A 17498-nucleotide genomic window follows, 5' to 3' on the forward strand; every position below is an offset into this window, starting at 1 on the left:
TCGTTTTTACTTCATTGTTGATTCAAACAAGGCTTTGGCCTCTGGTGTCATGTATTCTTTTAGGTCGTCATAAGTTAATCTTAAGCCACCCAAATGCTTATAATCATCGGGGTGTTGAATTTCGAATTTGTCGTTTATTTCAAATTTTTTAGCAAAATATTCCAAGTTGTATTTCTCCAAATCTTGCGAGCAGGTAACACCCCAAAACGACGGGTTAAGCGAAACTTGATGCTGCAAATACTCTGTAAGTTGCGTTAATTTTGTGGTGTCAAAAATGTTTTCGAAAGTCCACAGTTTGTAGCCGCTGTCCCGCAATTCGATGTACAAACCACAATTGGTATGAGGATAGCCACCACTGTAGTTTGAACTAAACGAAACCTTTACCAACCCATTTGGCAGAAAATAAAAATTCTCATAATCAAAATCCAAACTGGTTAGGTATTTCTCAAATTCTAAATTTTGCTCTTCAAAGTTTGCTTTATACCCTTTAAACGGGTGAGAAAAATAAGAATCACCTGAATACACCTCAAACTCAATCATTCCTTCTTCAAACATTTCATAGCGTTCACCGAATCCAAATTCTTCTTCCACAACAAACCTGTCCGTTTCAACTTCCTCGTTTTTTGACAAGTATTTTTCTTTCTCCTCATGATACGTTTTATCAGGAAAATCGACCAACCTTAATTGCCCTCCGCCACGGTAATCGTTTCCAATATTCCAAGTCATTAAGTGAAATACTTTTAGAAAAGATGATTGTAAAGGTGTGATATGAGATATGTTGCTGTAAACATACCTTTTCAATCCTGAAAAAGTATCCGAAATATTTAGACTTTCCAATTGAGTCAAATCATCCAAAAAATAACGGTCTGACGTTGCTAAAAGCTCGTTTTTGTAGTTGTAAACTCTTATCTCATGGTCGGTAGTGCAAGCGTATTTTTCTCGGTCGAAATATTTAAGTTCAAAGTTTAACGTGTCTGTTTTTTTTGTGCTTAAATTGTAGCGATACCACTGTTTACCAGTTCTGATAAACGCATAGTCGGACATAAAAGTCACTTTTTGAATTGCCGAAAAAGGCAAAATTTCGTTCAGGTTTTCATCAATTAAATGGTATCTACTGCTTGCATCTCTAACCAATAAATAATTATCTTGTGGAAATATGCTTCCACTAATTTGGTAGGTGCTGGTTTTTCCGGTTATCAGGTTTGTGAGATAATAATTCGAGTTATAATATCCATCATTTTTTGGTTGGGTTGATGCCAACACCAAATCGGAATTGTAAAGTTCAAACAGTTGATACGACTGAAAACTATCGGGCAGATAACGGATTTTGTCGCATGCGTTGTAATACAGTTTAAACTGATTGTCGTAGCCAAAAATATGGCCGTTTATTTCTTGCTCCCTGCCAATGGCCGAATTGGTTTGTTTGATGGTTTTGTCAGACAAATCAATAGAGTAAGTAACATTTCCTATCACAGCATTTAGCTGATTTGCCGATTTTAAAAGTGGATTCAAAAACTTTATTTCACCCACTTTATACACACGGTCATATTCTTGACCTACCTGCTCTCCATTTAAATAAATTGTTTTTTTATCGGTTGAAGCATGGGTAAAAATACCTGTGGCAGGTGTTTCCAATTTTCGGAGTGAATGCCAATTTAGCTCATAAATTGCCCCATCTTCGGTTATGACCGAAATAAAAACATCGCCATACCTATCTTCACTATACGATGTTGTAAACCAACCAGCATGTTTGATGGGAGATACCAGGTGATAAAGCATTCCTTGGTAATCCAATGTCTTGCGATCATCGCTGACAAACATTGCTATTTTTGATTCTTTATATTCAATTTCTACCCTGCTAAAAGGAAGCAAGATTCGATCCCCAGAAGTATTAAATCGGTAAGATTTTCCCTCTTTGGTGGCCACGTAATTTCCCACATCTATATCATCCCATTCGGGCAATAAAACCGGAAACAGTTTCCCGTTGATGCAGCCCTTCTTACCTTTGTTGTAATACACCGCTATATTGTCTGAATAAGAAAGGTTATTACTGCTCCCCCATTTTTGGCGTCTGTAATTTATCTCGTCGAATAAATTTTGTTGGCTGTCGGTTTCAATAGAATAGCTTATCAAATAGGGGTTTTCGAAATGGATGAAACGCCAATTTGTTTTGTTTATGGCAATCATAAAACTGAGGTCGTCTTTATCAACCGTATAAATGGTATCGTCTGTGGTATATATGGGCTGAATACCATTATTCCTAAACGTATATATAGTAAAGTGGTCGTGAAGTAGATACAAATTTTGTGACCCTTCCTTTAAACGGGCATCAAACAAATAATTGCTAAATACTTCTTTTATTACTGAATCTTTGGTTACCGAAAAAACGAGGGTTTGATTTTCCGTTTCATCCCTTATTATCACATGATTTTGGTAAGTACCAAAATCGTATAATGTTTCATTGACATGCATCTCTTTAAATTCGGGTGTAAAAACGTGGGTGCCATCCGACATCTGGACATAATAGAATTCTCCAACTTTTCCCGATCTAAAATTTTCGTTACTCCGAAACAGTACCTCATTTTGGCCATTTATTACCAAAAACTCCTTGTAATCTTTGGTTGCTTTAAAAAAAATTGGGTATTCGGGATTGAGCCCAACTATTTCTATATACTCTGGTGGTGCGGTATATTTACCTTGTGTTCGCGACCAAATTCCGTAAAGACAAAGTTCAAAATCCTTTTTTATCGAGGCATGCAAGTCGTGTAAGTTTGCATTGAACACATTTTGATCCCACGATTCAATTGGATTAACAGAACAGAGCGTTTCTGGCGTTAGTTTATTGCGAATTATAATGGAAGAATCAAGCCAAATATCCTCTCCATGAATGTAATCTCCCGATTTCAATTCGTCATGTTCTTCCATAAACGTCATGGTGTAGTGGGCCTCATTTTCTAAAAAATAGAAATAATTAACCATTTTATAGTTTTCGTTAAAATCCAATACTGTTTGGTACGATTTCAACAAATTTCCGTTGTAAAAAATTTCGGTTTTATATTCATTTTTTACCTTTTTAGGCGAAGCCTTGTACTGATACACACGAGGCAATAAATACCCAATGCGGTCGTGCCATTGTTTGGGCGAAATTTCTTTTCTTATTTCAATGAGGCTGTCTCTAACCTCTTCACTCCAAGTAATAATTGTTTTATTTTCATTATGCTCCACTTGATAAAGAAAAAGTACTTTTCCTGTCGAGTCAACATAATTATTATACAAAGGAACATCCACCCAAGTTGTATCACCTTTTGAAGCTGAATAATTATCAGGGTTTGGCACTATTGCATAAACTGAACTATCAATAATATGACCATGTTCATCAAAGTGAAGTCGTGTTTCAAAATGTCCGTTAATCGAAATTTTTCTTTTCATGGTGTAATCATTATAAAACTCGATGTGCGGATTAGAAAATGCATAATCAAAAGCCTTTACCGCATTTAAGTCATAAATGAAGTTCTTCAAATCCAAGTCATCTCTTTCACCTCTAAAGGAAATATAATAACTTTTAAAAACGTTTTTTTGAATTACCGCATCATCTTTATAAATAGTTTGTAGATAGAAGTTCTTGTTTTCCTGCTTTTCATACACTTCGAATCGTTTTCCGTTGATGTATTTGGTTATTTTTTGCGGATTTTTAGCCAACATTACATAAAAAAACCGCTCCTCTTTTATTCTTCGTACAAATATTTCATCCAACGACCATATTTTGGTTTTAAAGAATTCATATTCCGACCAATTTCTCCCATTTTCATACATTCTAACTAAAAAGCTATCTATGGAAAAAACCTCCAAAATCAGTTGTAGTTTACCATCAATGGTATAGTATTTCTCTATAAATTTTTGACTCCCAAAATGACTATAAAAATTCCCTGCCGACAAAGCTTCTTTCGTGAAATTTGATAGTTGATACTCCCCTTCAAAAAGTAAAATACTCCCTTTTTTCTCAATTACCTTCCAGCGGGTTTCGCCCAGTTTTACGGCCATTCGAACATAGTCGGAGCAAGGTTTTTGGTAGATAATCGTGTCACTAGTTGCAGCCCAAGATTTTTGCATAGAGCCAAACAAGCAAGCCAAAAAGAGAAGGATTATTTTGTGTTTCATGCGGTTCAAAACTTGTTTTTCGTTGGCAAGTTAACGAAAGTGGTTTGATTTTTTGTATTGAGGTTTTTCGTACCGAACAAAATTAGTTCGCCAACTTTCACATTTTGCTAAAAAACTGACATCAACCACCCCGTTAGATTTAATTTTACTTCATAATGTTTTCAAACAAGGCTTTGGCCTCGGGTGTCATGTATTCTTTTAGGTCGTCATAAGTTAATCTTAAGCCACTTGACTGTTGATTATTATCGGGTTGCTGAAAGAAAAAAACCTTGTTTTCTATCCCAAATTTTGCTGCAAAATATTCCAAGTTGTATTTCTCTAAATCTTGCGAGCAGGTAACACCCCAAAACGACGGGTTGAGCGAAACTTGATGCTGCAAATACTCGGTAAGTGAAGTTAATTTGGTGGTATCAAAAATGTTTTCGAAAGTCCAACACCTATACCCGCTGTCCAAAAGTTCAATATACAATCCATGGTAATATAGCAAGCCATTAGAGTAACAATAAAAATCGTCGTATCGTAAGTTTAAATGAGCCAGTCGATGTTCCAAAATAGATTTAACATACGCAACCCAATCCCGCTGATTGAGATTAGCACCTTTTAAAAAGGTAGAATCACGATAAACGTATCTATCAAACTCTTCGGCATACATATCGCTCTCATCATTTCTATCTACGGGTTTGAGGTTACACCCCCTTGATTTTATTTTCCTTTGTTTCTCTGTGATATTCATATACTCCGGAAAATCTATGGTAGGTAAAGTAGAATTTACTGAATTATATCCTTCAGTAAGCATAAATGCTTTAAATAACATTTTTTGGCGGCTGCTATAATAGGGCATTTGGCCATCATAAAAGTAGTACCAGTAATTATAACTTATCACGGAATCCTGAATATCTAACTCCGTTATGGTCGTCAAGTTGTCGATAAAATAACTACCGGAAGCCGCGAGTAGTATATGTTCATAGGTGTAAACCCGAATTTCACCTTGTTCAATGCACGAGTATTTCTTTTCGTCGAAATATCTTAATTCGGTTGATAAAGTGTCAACCTTTTTGTTCTCCAAACTATAGCGATACCATCGATTTTGGCAGTAAACGTAATAATGATTGTATTTATATTGGACTTCCTTCATTTCCGAAAATGGTAACATCTCATTCAAATCGGCATCGACTACATGATAAAAATTACGGCTGTCTTGCACCATACAATATTTTCCGGCATCATACACGTATGGCCTTATCCAAAAATTCGTAGTTTGTTTAGTATCCGGATTCATCAATAGGTAAAACGGTAATCCATTACCTTTATCCTTTTCGTAATCGGTGGTTATCAGTAATAAATTAATGTTTTGATGATTAAGCACCTTCATGTGGACGTAACATTCCGGATAAAACACGTAATTGTCACAATTTCTATAGTATAACTGCCCCAAAGCGTTATAACCATACACTTGTCCCCATATCTCTTTTTCCTGGCCACCTCTATCGTCCGCAATTCTTTTTTCTTTATTGCTCAAATCCAACAAATAGGTATGCCTTCCATCAGTTACCTTTAACGTTTCGTTGGCTTTAATCATGGTGTTTAGCCATATTTCCCCGCCCATTTGATCCACTCTGTCAAACGGAAACTCCAAACGCTCTCCATAAACGTAAACATATTTATCAGTAGAATTTATCACCCTCAAAATACCAGTTGCATCCTGCATTAACCAGAGGCTATCCGACTGAATTTGATACATTCTGTTATCAGTGGTTATTAATACTGCTTGGTGAAACTCGTAGTTTTCATCAAAGCCATGTTTGAATATGCCAATGCATTCAATTAGCGATGCCAGATAATACATTCGATCTTTTACCACTACTATTCCTTTCTCTCGGTTTACATAAAAATTACATCTAACACCAAGGATGTTGGTTTCTACACATTCCTGAGGAAGTGTAAACACATCACCACCGTCGTTAAACTTATATTTTAAACCAAGTTTCGTGGCTATTTTGTTTTCTACATCTATATCATCCCACTCTGGAGCCAAAACTGGCAAAAGTGTACCGTTAAAACACCCCTTTTTGCCTTGAAACGTGTATATTAAAAAATCATCAGATTTAGTAAAGTAACCTTTATTTCTCCAGTAGTTACGGCGTTCCGTAAGTTCATTCAGCGTTTCCTGTGGATTGTCCATTTCAAGGGTATATGCCTTTAACCGTGTATTCGTAACATCATAAAAACTCAGTTTATTCCCCTTGAACGACGCTATAAAATCCATATAGTCAGATCTGGTTTTAACAGCCAAAATGGTATCACTCGTGGCCCACACCTCCGTTAAACCCTTAGTTTGTAATTGATAGATGTGGTGCATATCTGTAAAAACGTGGAACCTTCTGAAATGATATTTCAGCGTTGTTTCAGTAAGTTTATCGGCTATCGAATGGGTGATTATAGTATCTCTTTGCAACGTAAAAAAATGGGTACGGTTATTCTCTTCATCCAATACCCACAAATGCTGCCCATAGGCATTCATGGTTGCGGTTTGTTTAACTTTAAACACAAGATTAAACTCAGGTGAAAAAAAATACAGCGTGTCGTTTTGAAGAAGTTTGTAAAACGCACCAAAAGGTTCCACCTCAAAATCGGAATATGAACTAAACAACACCTTATTTTTTGCATCTATAATTAAATATGAATGATAATCATCGGTCACTTTAAAAAACGAGCCATCACTTCCCAATGCACTGATTTCCAAATACTGAGGTGATGTGGTATATTTATCCTGAGTAAGAGACCAAAGTCCAAAAAGACAAGTTTCAAAGTCTTTTTTTACAGTAACATTCAAATAGTCATAAACATTTGCTTTGCGTGATTTGACTTTATATTCTTCCTCTTTTTCCAGAATGGTTATTGAATCGGATGACCACAAGGACTTACTTAGATTGGGAGATGGAGTCCAAATATTTTGAGTAAAATAGGCCGAACTCGCTTGCAAAACCGGAGCATTTTCAGGCAAAAATTCGTTTGTCTGAAAAAAGTACGTTTGATTTCCATTTTTATCAAAAACTTCCTGATATAGCAATACTGTTTGCGGCTTCATGGTATCTCCAGATACTAACTTCGGAAGCCATTGAATTGCCCAAAAACTAGTATCCATTACCTTGCCATTTGTGAAAAAATATACCCTGCTCAAAAAAGTGCTGTCCAATGTGAATTCGGCTTTTACCGAGTAGTCCGAATAATATTCGATATGTTTATGAGGATACCGAGTTACATGTTTTAACCCAAAAACTAGTTGTATTTTTTGAGATTTCGCATACTTACTATTGGTTCTTTCAGGCTCTACATCCCAAGTATTTCTTTGAATTTCTTGATTGTTCCTATAATACGTTTGGTAATAAAACGGATTCTCTTCCACATTGTGCAATTGATAATTCTCAAAAATTTGTTCATCAACATAATGGTTCACTTGGTTAGGTTGAAATGCCATCAGTTTCGTAAACAGCACATCTTGGTCATCCTGTATATTAAGGATTCTAACAAAATCAATCTTCAAGTTGTGATTAAAAACATAGGAATAAACTAAGGTTTTATTTTCAAAAATTTGTACAACAAAGCTATCGGGATTGTGTTCATTAAATGTTAGTCTTAAAACACCCTCCATGCTATAGTATTTTTCCAAAAATTTGGTACAATCGAAATGATAGTTAAATTTGGTTAACAACATATCGTGCGTAAAATGCGATATTTCATACTCCCCTTCAAAAAGCAAAATGTTCCCTTTTTTCTCGGTTATTTTCCAGCGGTTTTCGCCCAGTTTTACGGCCATTCGCACGTAATCGAAACAAGGTTTTTGGTAAATTATCGTATCGCCCGATGAAGACCAAGATTTTTGCACCGAGCCAAACAAGCAAATAAATAGCAGAAGGATTATTTTGTGTTTCATGCGGTTCAAAACTTGTTTTTCGTTAGCAAGTTAACGAAAGTGAGTAAATTTCATTGCAAATCTCTATTGTAAACATTCCAAACTTTATACTTGGCTTTTTATACAAGCAACCTTCAAAGCCTTTTAATCATCCTACCCATTATGAAATCATTTTTAATAGTACTGCAGATTTGCGTGTTTAAACTCTTTGCTTTAGCCCAAGACATTCAATCATTTCATATTCAGTTGGCTCTATATTACCGATATTCGGGAATAGAAGAGGAGTTTATTTATATTAAGGATAGCATTGGAGCACATTATCTGCACAAAACTCCAAGTATTCAAAAAGATTCTGCAATCATTCTTTACTCAAAACCATTTTTCACCAACAGTTACAAAGCCCCATTGAACGCTTGGGTTTTTAATTTTGTAAAAGAAATGGACAGTCTTTCAAGATTGGATATTATATCGATTGATATTGATAGTAACCTCATTTCGAAAATTGACACGAACAATATACTTTTATCAGCTGACAAGAGCCAACTTTGCTTTCTATTCGACTCACTAAAATTTGAAAAAAATTTCGTTTTTATGTTTTACCATCCAAACCTTTGTATTTCGATAAACACCTTTAATGGTGCAGATTCTACTCAGTTTTACCGCTGTTTTCACGAACTTGTGTTCAATCAATATTCTTTAAAAGAGTGGGTAATTCTTTACAAAATGAACAAAAAGTACCCAATTTTCAGGTACATACCCGAATTTAAAGGTTTACTAACCAATGAAGAGTTATTGGGTATTGTTGAAAATGTTAGTTATAAAACAGATTAATCAACCCCTAAAAACCTTACCTATATTTGTACAGATATAGATACAAAAAGGATTACAACAACTTTATCTAATTTTAGAAAAGAGATGAAACCTATCTCGACAAAATAACCGACGAACGCGAATCAATTATTATTAACAGAGGAAAAGACAAGGGTGTGATAATGCTTTCGATGGAGGAATATAGTGAGATGATAGATTCGAAACAAGATAGCGTTAAATTATCGCCAATAGAAGCGAAATTACTTGCCGAAGGAATTGAAGCCGCAAAAAGTGGTGATTTTGCCAACCAAAATGAAGTTGACCAAGTGCTAAACCGCTAAGCAAACCATTAAATGAACCAAACCAGCTTTGCGAGAATTGAATGAAACCTATTTATTTATCCGCCTAATTTCGTCGCCACAACCTCGATAACAGGATTTTCCGTTCAATAAAATTACCTCATGCGTATGTTTACCTTCTCCGTCATCGTAACATTCTTTTTTCGAAATTACAATGAGCGTTTTTAATGAATCGTTAAGCGTAATGGTATCGGTCATTTGCGAGTTTGGTGAAATGCTCCATTGACAAGCACCTATCATCGAATCTTGGCCATAATCGAGCAATAAATGAAACGGTTTTATTTCGTTTGCCGATTCATACACCAACAATCGCCAACCGGGTTCATTTCCCCATGCTCCAAAAAGTGTGTCATTTTTTTTAGTTTCATTGATATTTAATGAATCGACAGAGGCAATCTCTCCCACTCTTGACGTACTATTTCCGTGACAAGAGACAATTCCTATGGCCAAAAATATCAAAATCAAATATTGTATTTCTTTGTTTTTCAAACCATTAAGAAATTAAGCTACATTAAGAGAGCATTCAAATCTCGCCATTCACCGTGGTGAATCAATTGACCCATTACGGTTTCAACCGCCCATACATTCGTGGAAACGGAATGGTTTCGCGAACATGCGGCAATTTGCAAATCCAAGCCACCAATCGCTCTAAACCAAGCCCAAAACCAGAGTGAGGCACTGAGCCAAAACGACGTAAATCCAAATACCACTCAAATTCCTCCATCGGCAGGCCGTGTCCGTTGATTTTTTCTATCAAAAATTGCTCGTTGGTTTCACGCTCGCCACCTCCCACAACCTCGCCATATCCTTCGGGAGCCAACATATCCACGCCTCTTGCAAATCTTGGATTTTCGGGGTTTCGTTTTAAATAAAAGGCCTTTACCTCGTGCGGCCAGTCGTACACCATCACCGGAACGTCGAACATTCGGGTAAGCACGGTCTCATCACTTCCGCCAAAGTCATTGCCATACACAAAATTTTTGGCCGAAGCTATCCACTGTGGTATGTTTCGTTCATCTTCCTCCAGTTGTTTTATGATATTTTTATTCTTGTCGATGGTACTCATATTAAAGTTTATTTGGCCTTTCTTCATACCACCTTTGGCAATACCTGCTTCCCGCTCTGCAATGTCGTTTTTCAACTCGGCAATTTTGTTTTGCACATTGGCCAAATCTTCCTCCAACACCGCAATGGTTTGCTTCCCGTTTACTTGATTTTCGCCTCTAATAATGGCCACAGCCTCGTCATAGGTCAATCTTACAAAAGGTTCAATTGTTTTTTTGAGAATGGTTGTATCTCTCTCCAAAACCTCCAGCTCTGCGGCACAGTTTTCCACCACATCGCCCACCACATATCGAATAAAATCTTCGATACAATCCATATTGTCATATATGTCATAAAACGCCATTTCGGGTTCAATCATCCAAAACTCGGCAAGGTGCCGGCGGGTTTTGGATTTTTCTGACCGAAAGGTTGGGCCAAAGGTGTAAATTTTACCCATTGCCATTGCCATTGCTTCGCCATACAATTGTCCGGATTGAGACAAGTAGGCAGGCTCGCCAAAAAAGTCTGTTTCAAACAAATCAGTGGTGCCTTCGCAGGCGTTGCCCGTAAAAATGGGGGCATCCATTTGCACAAAGCCTTCTTTTTGAAAAAAGTTGTGAATGGCAAAAATCACCCGGTTTCGCACTTTCATTATGGCCCATTGGCGTTTGCTTCGCAACCAAAGATGTCGTTTATCCATCAAAAAGTCGATGCCGTGTTCTTTTTTGGCTATAGGATAGTCTGCACAATTTTGATAAACCTTTATAGAACTTACATGCACTTCAAAACCACCAATTTGTCGTTCGTCGGCCACCACTTTTCCTTCTAAAGTAAGGCTGCTTTCCAGCCCTAACGCCGCGGCAGCAGCAAACGTTTCTTCCGATATGCTATTAGCATCTACAATACATTGACAAAAGCCGGTGCCGTCTCGCAAAATCAAAAAAACCAATCCTTTGCTCTCCCGTTTGTTCTGAACCCACCCGCTCAATGATACCGTTGTGTCCTGTTTTGTAGATAAATCTTTTATATAAGTTTTCATTTAATACAATGCAATTGTCTAATTTTGGGCAAAAATAAGGCTATAATGTCATAGACATAAGCGTTTTGCAAAGGTAATTATGCTAAAACAATCGTTAAGTCAGAAACTACTTCAAAAACTGTCTCCTCAGCAGATTCAGTTCATTAAGTTGTTGGAACTAAATACCTTGAATTTTGAGCAAAAAGTAGAAGAAGAACTTATTGAAAACCCTGCATTGGAAACCGGAAAGGATGAGACAGACACCGGAAATTATGAAGAAGAATACGACTACTCAAGCAGCAATGACAGCGGTGATGATGACAATTTTGACTACGAAAGCTCATCAAAAGACGAAATTGACATTTCGGATTATTTGACTGACGATGAAGGTGGAATTCAACTAAACGACCAATACAACAACAATAATGACGATGATGACAGGGAATTCACCCCAATCAATTCATCTATTTCCTTTCGAGAAAGACTTTTTGAGCAAGTTAGCCCAAATTTAAAAGACGAGCACGAGCATATTTTGGCCGACCAAATCATTGGCACGATAGAAGATGACGGATATTTGAGAAGGCCATTGAGAAGCATTGCCAACGACCTACTTTTTTCATCAAATATCAGAGCCACAGAAAAAGAGCTTGAAAATGTTTTGGCAAAAATTCAGGATTTAGAGCCGCCTGGCATTGGTGCCAGAAGTTTGCAAGAGTGTTTGTTGCTCCAAATTCAATTTAAAGCCAAAACCAAAAATACCGCCATAACGAAATTGGCATACGAAATCATTGAAAAACACATGGAAGATTTTTCGAAAAAGCACTATAGCAAGCTCATTAAAAAGCTTGATATTGAAGAAGATTTTTTGAAAGAAGCCATTTCTTTTATTGCCAAACTAAACCCCAAACCAGCCGCCAGCGGCGACAGCAGCTCACAAACCGACTATATAATTCCGGATTTTATAGTAAAAGAAAGATACGGCGAACTTGAGGTAGAATTAAACAACAGAAACACCCCTACGCTCAAGGTTTCTGCTGATTTTATGGAAACCCTAAAAGGATATGAAAAAGCCAAAAAGCCTGATAAAAACATGAAAGATGCCGTGCAGTTTATAAAGCAAAAACTTGATGGAGCCAAATGGTTTGTTGATGCCGTTAAGCAACGACAAAACACCCTTTTGATAACCATGAACGCCATTGTTGAATTGCAAAAAGAATATTTTTTGAGCGGTGATGAAACCAAGCTGAGACCCATGATTTTAAAAGATATTGCAGAAAGGGTACATTTGGATATTTCAACCATATCGCGGGTGGCCAGCAGCAAATATGTTGAAACCGATTTTGGCATTTTTCTTTTAAAACATTTTTTCTCAGAAGGCATTACAACGGCCAGTGGAGAAGAGGTTTCTAATAAAGAGGTGAAGAAAATACTTAGCGATGCCATTGGTGCCGAAAACAAGAGCTCGCCACTGACCGATGGAAGACTACAGGAATTACTCAAAGAAAAAGGCTATGACATAGCCCGCCGCACGGTGGCCAAATATCGCGAGCAACTAAATATTCCGGTGGCACGATTAAGAAAAGAGCTTTAGTGAGTCTTAAAACCGCAAAAATTATCAGCATTATTGGGCATCCTGTGTTTATACCAATTTATGCCTTGATAGTCATTTTTAAATTTCATCCGGTTTTAGGAAGCCGCGTTTACGGCACATCTCAGTTCAACATTATTATCGTTTTCAGTGGTTTTTTATCACTCATTCCTCTTTTTGCCACCATGATGCTTTTGGGTAAAGCCACCTTAAAACAATTGGCAGAAATTAATCAAACCGAACGAATTAAAGCCTCCTTTGTAATGTCGGTGGTTTACATACTGGCCTACTTCTATTTGCGGCAACAAAACTTTTTAATTGAGGGAATAATAGAAGTTTTAATTTTTGCCCTCTGCATCGGCTCGTGTGTTTTAGGTGTAATGAGCTATTTCAAAAAAATCAGTTTTCATGCATTTGGCTGGGCTGGTTTGCTCACCTTAATGATTGTTTTAGGTCGCTCGCAAGAATCTTTCTTTTTGTTTTGGGTATTGGCCATACTATTTGTTTCGGCCATCGTTATAACGTCGAGATTGGTGCTAAATGCACACACACATTCAGAGGTATATCTCGGTTTTTTTGTAGGATTAATTAGCAATATTGCTGTTTATTTGCTGTTCAATGGAAAACTATAATTGTATAAAATATGAGTTAAATGGAGGCGTTGCCACCATAACCCTTAATAGACCTGATGTTTTTAACGCTTTTAACGATGAGCAAAGCTACGAACTACAAGATGCGTTGAAACAGGCCAAACGTGATGATAATGTGCGGGTGGTTGTTTTTACTGGAGCGGGTAAAGCGTTTTGCTCTGGTCAAGATTTAAAGGCAATTGCAGGTGCAAAAAACCGCTCGCTTCGCGATTCATTGGATAAACGGTACAACCCCATCATTAAAGCCATGCGAGATTTGCCAAAGCCAATTATCGGAAAAATAAATGGGGTGGCAGCCGGAGCTGGTTGTTCTTTAGCCTTGGCCTGCGACTATGTTGTAGCCTCAGAATTTGCCAGTTTTATTGAGGTTTTCATCAACGTAGGTTTGGTGTTAGATTCTGGTTCGAGCTATTTTTTGCCTCGCTTGGTGGGCAGTGCCAGGGCCTTCGAAATGTCCACAATGGGTACAAAAGTAAAAGCAGAACAAGCCCTTGAATGGGGAATAGTAAACAAAGTTGTGCCAGCTGAAGAACTCGACCAAACGGTGAATGAAATAGCGGCCTACTACGAAACCGCCCCCACCAAAGCCATTGCTTTAATGAAAAAAATGTTGAACAAATCATTTCATTCTGATTTGGACACCATGTTAGAATACGAAGCTCAGTGTCAAGACATTGCCGGAAGAAGCGACGACTACAAAGAAGGAGTATCAGCATTTAACGAAAAAAGAAAACCTTCGTTTAAAGGAAGGTAATCATTTTTTGATTTTATTTGTTCTCTTTTTATGAAAAACATCTTTACGATTGCCCTCTGCATTTGGTTTGCCCATCAAAGTTTTGCTCAATATATCGAACCATGCGGCCAAGTGGAATATGAAAACTATCTTGAAAAGCAGTTTCCTGGATTTAAAACCATTGCCGAAGAATCATATAAAAGTGCAATTGAAAATACAAAAACCAAAAGTCATTCAAAAGCCGACCCCATTGACACTGTTTATCATATACAAGTAGTTTTTCATGTGGTCTATAATACCAACGCTCAAAACATTCACGACTCTCTTATTATCAATCAATTGAGAGTTTTAAATGAATGTTATAACCGCGAAAATGCAGACACGATTAATACTCGGGAACTTTTTAAACCAATTGCCGGAAACGCACGCATCCGATTTCATTTGGCCACTATGGATCCCAACGGAAACCCGACAAATGGCATTACCCGAACTCAAACCTCCAGACAAACCTTTTATTCATCCATCAGTACAGACGTTAGAGACTATGTAAAATCTAATTTGAATGGTGGCATTGACCCATGGAATACCAAAAAATATTTGAATATTTGGATTTGTAATCTAAACACATCGTCAGGTTCGCAAGCCTTGCTCGGATTTGCCTACCCACCCGTAAATACTAAGTTATGGCCTTCGAGCTACAACAAACCCGACAATTTGCAAGGTGTGGTTATCCATTATGAGGTGATAGGCGAAAACAATCCGGCAAACCTTGACAGGAATAAATACAACAACGAAAAAACGGCAGTACACGAAGTTGGGCATTATTTAGGTCTTCGTCATATTTGGGGCGATGCCCCGTTTGCCTCCCAAGGATGTAGCTATGACGACTATATAGACGACACACCAAACAGCAAGCAAGCCTCATCAGGGTGTTCTAAATTTGCCAATTCTTGCAATGATATTCAAAATGACAGACCAGACATGGTGGAAAACTATATGGATTACTCATCAGCCAACTGCACAAACCTGTTTACAGAGCGTCAAATAAATGTGATGCGGTATCACTTGGTAAACTACCGAAGCGAACTTGCCAAGACCGAATACATTTTTCCCGAGCAGCCAATTTCTTCTAATCATTTTGCTGCCTTATACCCCAACCCATTTGAAAATGAACTTAGTTTTAGCACCGATTCTATCGAAAATAGTGCGTTTACCATGGAGTTGTATGACATGTTGGGTAGAAAAGTATATGAGCAATCAAAAACAAAAACAGACTATATCATTTATTTTGATTTGACCTTCTTGAGTGCCGGCACATACCTTTTGTTTCTTAAAAACGAAGGAGTTGACCTAAAAAAAGAACTGGTTGTAAAAGCAATTTAAGAATCCGGTAGTCTTGTCGGTTGTTTTCAGCTAACTTCGCAGCCCAAATTTATTGACATTTGCATGGCTTCAGAAAACAAAATTAAATACCACGTATCTTTTGAAAACGCTAAAAACCACTATGCCAATATATCGATAAAAATGGCCTGCAATAAGGGGCAAAACATTACGGTAAAAATGCCGGTTTGGACACCAGGTTCATACAAAATCCGCGAATTTTCTCAACATGTTGACAAAGCAGTTTCTATTGTTGACGAACAACGCACAAAGCCAAAACGCATCGACAAAAATACTTGGCAGATAAAAGCGGAAACAGACGAGGTATTTTTTCACTACCAGTTATATGCTGCAGAAATTGCAGCTCGTGTTAGCTATGTTGACCAATTTATGGCTTTTTTGCATGGTGCCAGTGCTTTTGTTTATTTCGAAGGATTTGAAAACCTACCAATAGAAATAAGTTTTGACATGCCATTTAGTTGGGAAAATATTGAAATGGCTTTGCCCAAAAAAGAACCAAATGGCACCACTTTTTTATGCGAAAATTACGATTTGCTGGTTGATAGCCCAGTGGCCTTGGGCAATTTTGATATTTCTGAGTTTGACACCTTTGGCGTGCCACACAAAATTGTGATGATTGGAGAGGGAAATTACAATCTTGAAACCGTTACCAACGATATTAAAAAGATTTGTGATACTGAAACCGCCATGTTTGGCGGTAAACATCCGTCAGAAAGGTATATTCATTTTATTCAAAACATCGACAACGGCGGCGGAGGATTGGAACATCTGAACTGTCAAACGAGCCAAATAACCCGTTGGGCATATAGCAACCCTGATAAATATCGAACCTTTTTGGCACTGGTTTCGCACGAATATTTCCATTTATGGAATGTAAAACGAATACGTCCAATAGAACTCGGCCCGTTTGACTATGGCCGAGAAAACTACACCGAAATGCTTTGGATTGTTGAAGGGGTTACCTCTTATTTCGACGATTTATTTTTGATTAGAAGCGGATTTCATACCACAGAAACCTATTTCGCCGCATTGGCCAGCAATATAAACCGATTAGAAAGTCAGGCTGGCAGAAATGTAATGACCCTCAATGAAAGCAGCAAACTGGCCTGGATAAAAGCCTATTTGCCCAACGAAAATAGCAACAACACGAGCATTAGCTACTACAACAAAGGCATGTTGGTGGCATGGTTTCTTGATTTTGAAATTATGAAAAACACCAATGGTCGAAAACGCCTCGACCATGTAATGCAAACCTTGATGAACGAATTTTATGAAAAACAAAACCGCGGATTTACATTCGACGAGTTCAAAAATGTAGTAAACCAAATTGGCGAAAATGATTACACTTCCTTTTTCAATCGATTTGTGTTTGAAACAGGGAGTTTTCCGTATGCCGAATATCTTTCTTTGGCCGGTGTGCAATTAAAAAACATAACAGAAAACAAACCGGAATTTGGCACCACATCAAGCTCTGAAAACGGAAAAATCATTATCAAAACCGTAAAAACCAACTCAGCAGCAGCCAATGCCGGAATTTGTGCAAACGATGAAATTATTGCCATTAATAATTGGAGAGCATCAGGCAGTTTGCAAGAAATAATAGACCGATACCGAATTGGCAGCACTATAAATGTGTTGATAAACCGCGATGGAAAATTGCACCACTTGGAAGCAACTCTATTAGAAAATGCGGATATGAAATACGCCATCTCCATCAACGAGCAGGCAACCAACGAACAAAAGCATTTCTTAAAAAACTGGTTGAGTTAATTCTGGCAAAATAGCTCCAATTGCCATCGACACTTAAAAAATCTATCTTTGCGG

The 17498-nt window shown here is 37.4% G+C and carries 11 protein-coding genes; 7 read left to right on the forward strand and 4 right to left on the reverse strand.

All coding sequences use genetic code 11. From position 1 onward, the window contains the following. Positions 1–6: 6 nt before the first annotated feature. Together H6607_13345 and H6607_13350 are read right to left on the reverse strand one after the other, a co-directional pair. Entirely contained in the window at positions 7–4158 is a 4152-nt protein-coding gene (locus tag H6607_13345) for a hypothetical protein (protein MCB9263351.1), read from the reverse strand. 145 nt (positions 4159–4303) lie between these two features. Further along, positions 4304–8092, reverse strand: coding sequence for a hypothetical protein (locus H6607_13350; GenBank protein MCB9263352.1), 3789 nt, complete (start codon positions 8090–8092; stop codon positions 4304–4306). A 141-nt stretch (positions 8093–8233) separates the two neighbouring features. Here H6607_13350 and H6607_13355 point away from each other — a divergent pair, with 141 nt between their 5' ends. Together H6607_13355 and H6607_13360 are read left to right on the forward strand one after the other, a co-directional pair. After that, positions 8234–8902 (forward strand): hypothetical protein, encoded by a 669-nt coding sequence (locus H6607_13355; GenBank protein MCB9263353.1) that lies wholly within the window; start codon positions 8234–8236, stop codon positions 8900–8902. A 170-nt stretch (positions 8903–9072) separates the two neighbouring features. Beyond that, complete coding sequence (locus H6607_13360; protein ID MCB9263354.1) at positions 9073–9222, forward strand: hypothetical protein; 150 nt, start codon at positions 9073–9075, stop codon at positions 9220–9222. Between the two features lie 48 nt (positions 9223–9270). On the opposite strand, the gene H6607_13365 is transcribed toward H6607_13360, so the two are convergent. Together H6607_13365 and H6607_13370 are read right to left on the reverse strand one after the other, a co-directional pair. Continuing rightward, entirely contained in the window at positions 9271–9729 is a 459-nt protein-coding gene (locus H6607_13365; protein ID MCB9263355.1) for a hypothetical protein, read from the reverse strand. A gap of 73 nt (positions 9730–9802) precedes the next feature. Next, positions 9803–11323, reverse strand: coding sequence for an asparagine--tRNA ligase (locus H6607_13370; GenBank protein ID MCB9263356.1), 1521 nt, complete (start codon positions 11321–11323; stop codon positions 9803–9805). 79 nt (positions 11324–11402) lie between these two features. Here H6607_13370 and rpoN point away from each other — a divergent pair, with 79 nt between their 5' ends. From rpoN to H6607_13395, 5 genes are all read left to right on the forward strand, one after another. Continuing rightward, positions 11403–12893: an RNA polymerase factor sigma-54 gene (gene rpoN / locus H6607_13375; protein ID MCB9263357.1), complete on the forward strand. Its 1491-nt coding sequence runs from the start codon at positions 11403–11405 to the stop codon at positions 12891–12893. Next, positions 12893–13522: a hypothetical protein gene (locus H6607_13380; protein ID MCB9263358.1), complete on the forward strand. Its 630-nt coding sequence runs from the start codon at positions 12893–12895 to the stop codon at positions 13520–13522. The genes rpoN and H6607_13380 overlap by 1 nt, the downstream gene beginning before the upstream one ends. After that, complete coding sequence (locus tag H6607_13385) at positions 13509–14294, forward strand: enoyl-CoA hydratase/isomerase family protein (GenBank protein MCB9263359.1); 786 nt, start codon at positions 13509–13511, stop codon at positions 14292–14294. Before H6607_13380 ends, H6607_13385 begins: the two co-directional genes overlap by 14 nt. Before the next feature lie 30 nt (positions 14295–14324). Continuing rightward, complete coding sequence (locus H6607_13390; GenBank protein MCB9263360.1) at positions 14325–15656, forward strand: T9SS type A sorting domain-containing protein; 1332 nt, start codon at positions 14325–14327, stop codon at positions 15654–15656. 63 nt (positions 15657–15719) lie between these two features. Continuing rightward, positions 15720–17444, forward strand: coding sequence for a M61 family metallopeptidase (locus H6607_13395; protein ID MCB9263361.1), 1725 nt, complete (start codon positions 15720–15722; stop codon positions 17442–17444). The last annotated feature ends 54 nt before the right edge of the window (positions 17445–17498 follow it).

It is taken from the genome of Flavobacteriales bacterium (assembly GCA_020635395.1).
In the GTDB taxonomy this organism is placed as follows: domain Bacteria; phylum Bacteroidota; class Bacteroidia; order NS11-12g; family UBA9320; genus UBA987.

Excerpts from the sequence above, each read along its gene's own strand:
- H6607_13345 (MCB9263351.1), bottom strand. The coding sequence starts at position 4,158 with ATGAAACACAAAATAATCCTTCTCTTTTTGGCTTGCTTGTTTGGCTCT.
- H6607_13350 (MCB9263352.1), bottom strand. The coding sequence starts at position 8,092 with ATGAAACACAAAATAATCCTTCTGCTATTTATTTGCTTGTTTGGCTCG.
- H6607_13355 (MCB9263353.1), top strand. The coding sequence starts at position 8,234 with ATGAAATCATTTTTAATAGTACTGCAGATTTGCGTGTTTAAACTCTTT.
- H6607_13360 (MCB9263354.1), top strand. The coding sequence starts at position 9,073 with ATGGAGGAATATAGTGAGATGATAGATTCGAAACAAGATAGCGTTAAA.
- H6607_13370 (MCB9263356.1), bottom strand. The coding sequence starts at position 11,323 with ATGAAAACTTATATAAAAGATTTATCTACAAAACAGGACACAACGGTA.
- rpoN (MCB9263357.1), top strand. The coding sequence starts at position 11,403 with ATGCTAAAACAATCGTTAAGTCAGAAACTACTTCAAAAACTGTCTCCT.
- H6607_13385 (MCB9263359.1), top strand. The coding sequence starts at position 13,509 with ATGGAAAACTATAATTGTATAAAATATGAGTTAAATGGAGGCGTTGCC.
- H6607_13390 (MCB9263360.1), top strand. The coding sequence starts at position 14,325 with ATGAAAAACATCTTTACGATTGCCCTCTGCATTTGGTTTGCCCATCAA.
- H6607_13395 (MCB9263361.1), top strand. The coding sequence starts at position 15,720 with ATGGCTTCAGAAAACAAAATTAAATACCACGTATCTTTTGAAAACGCT.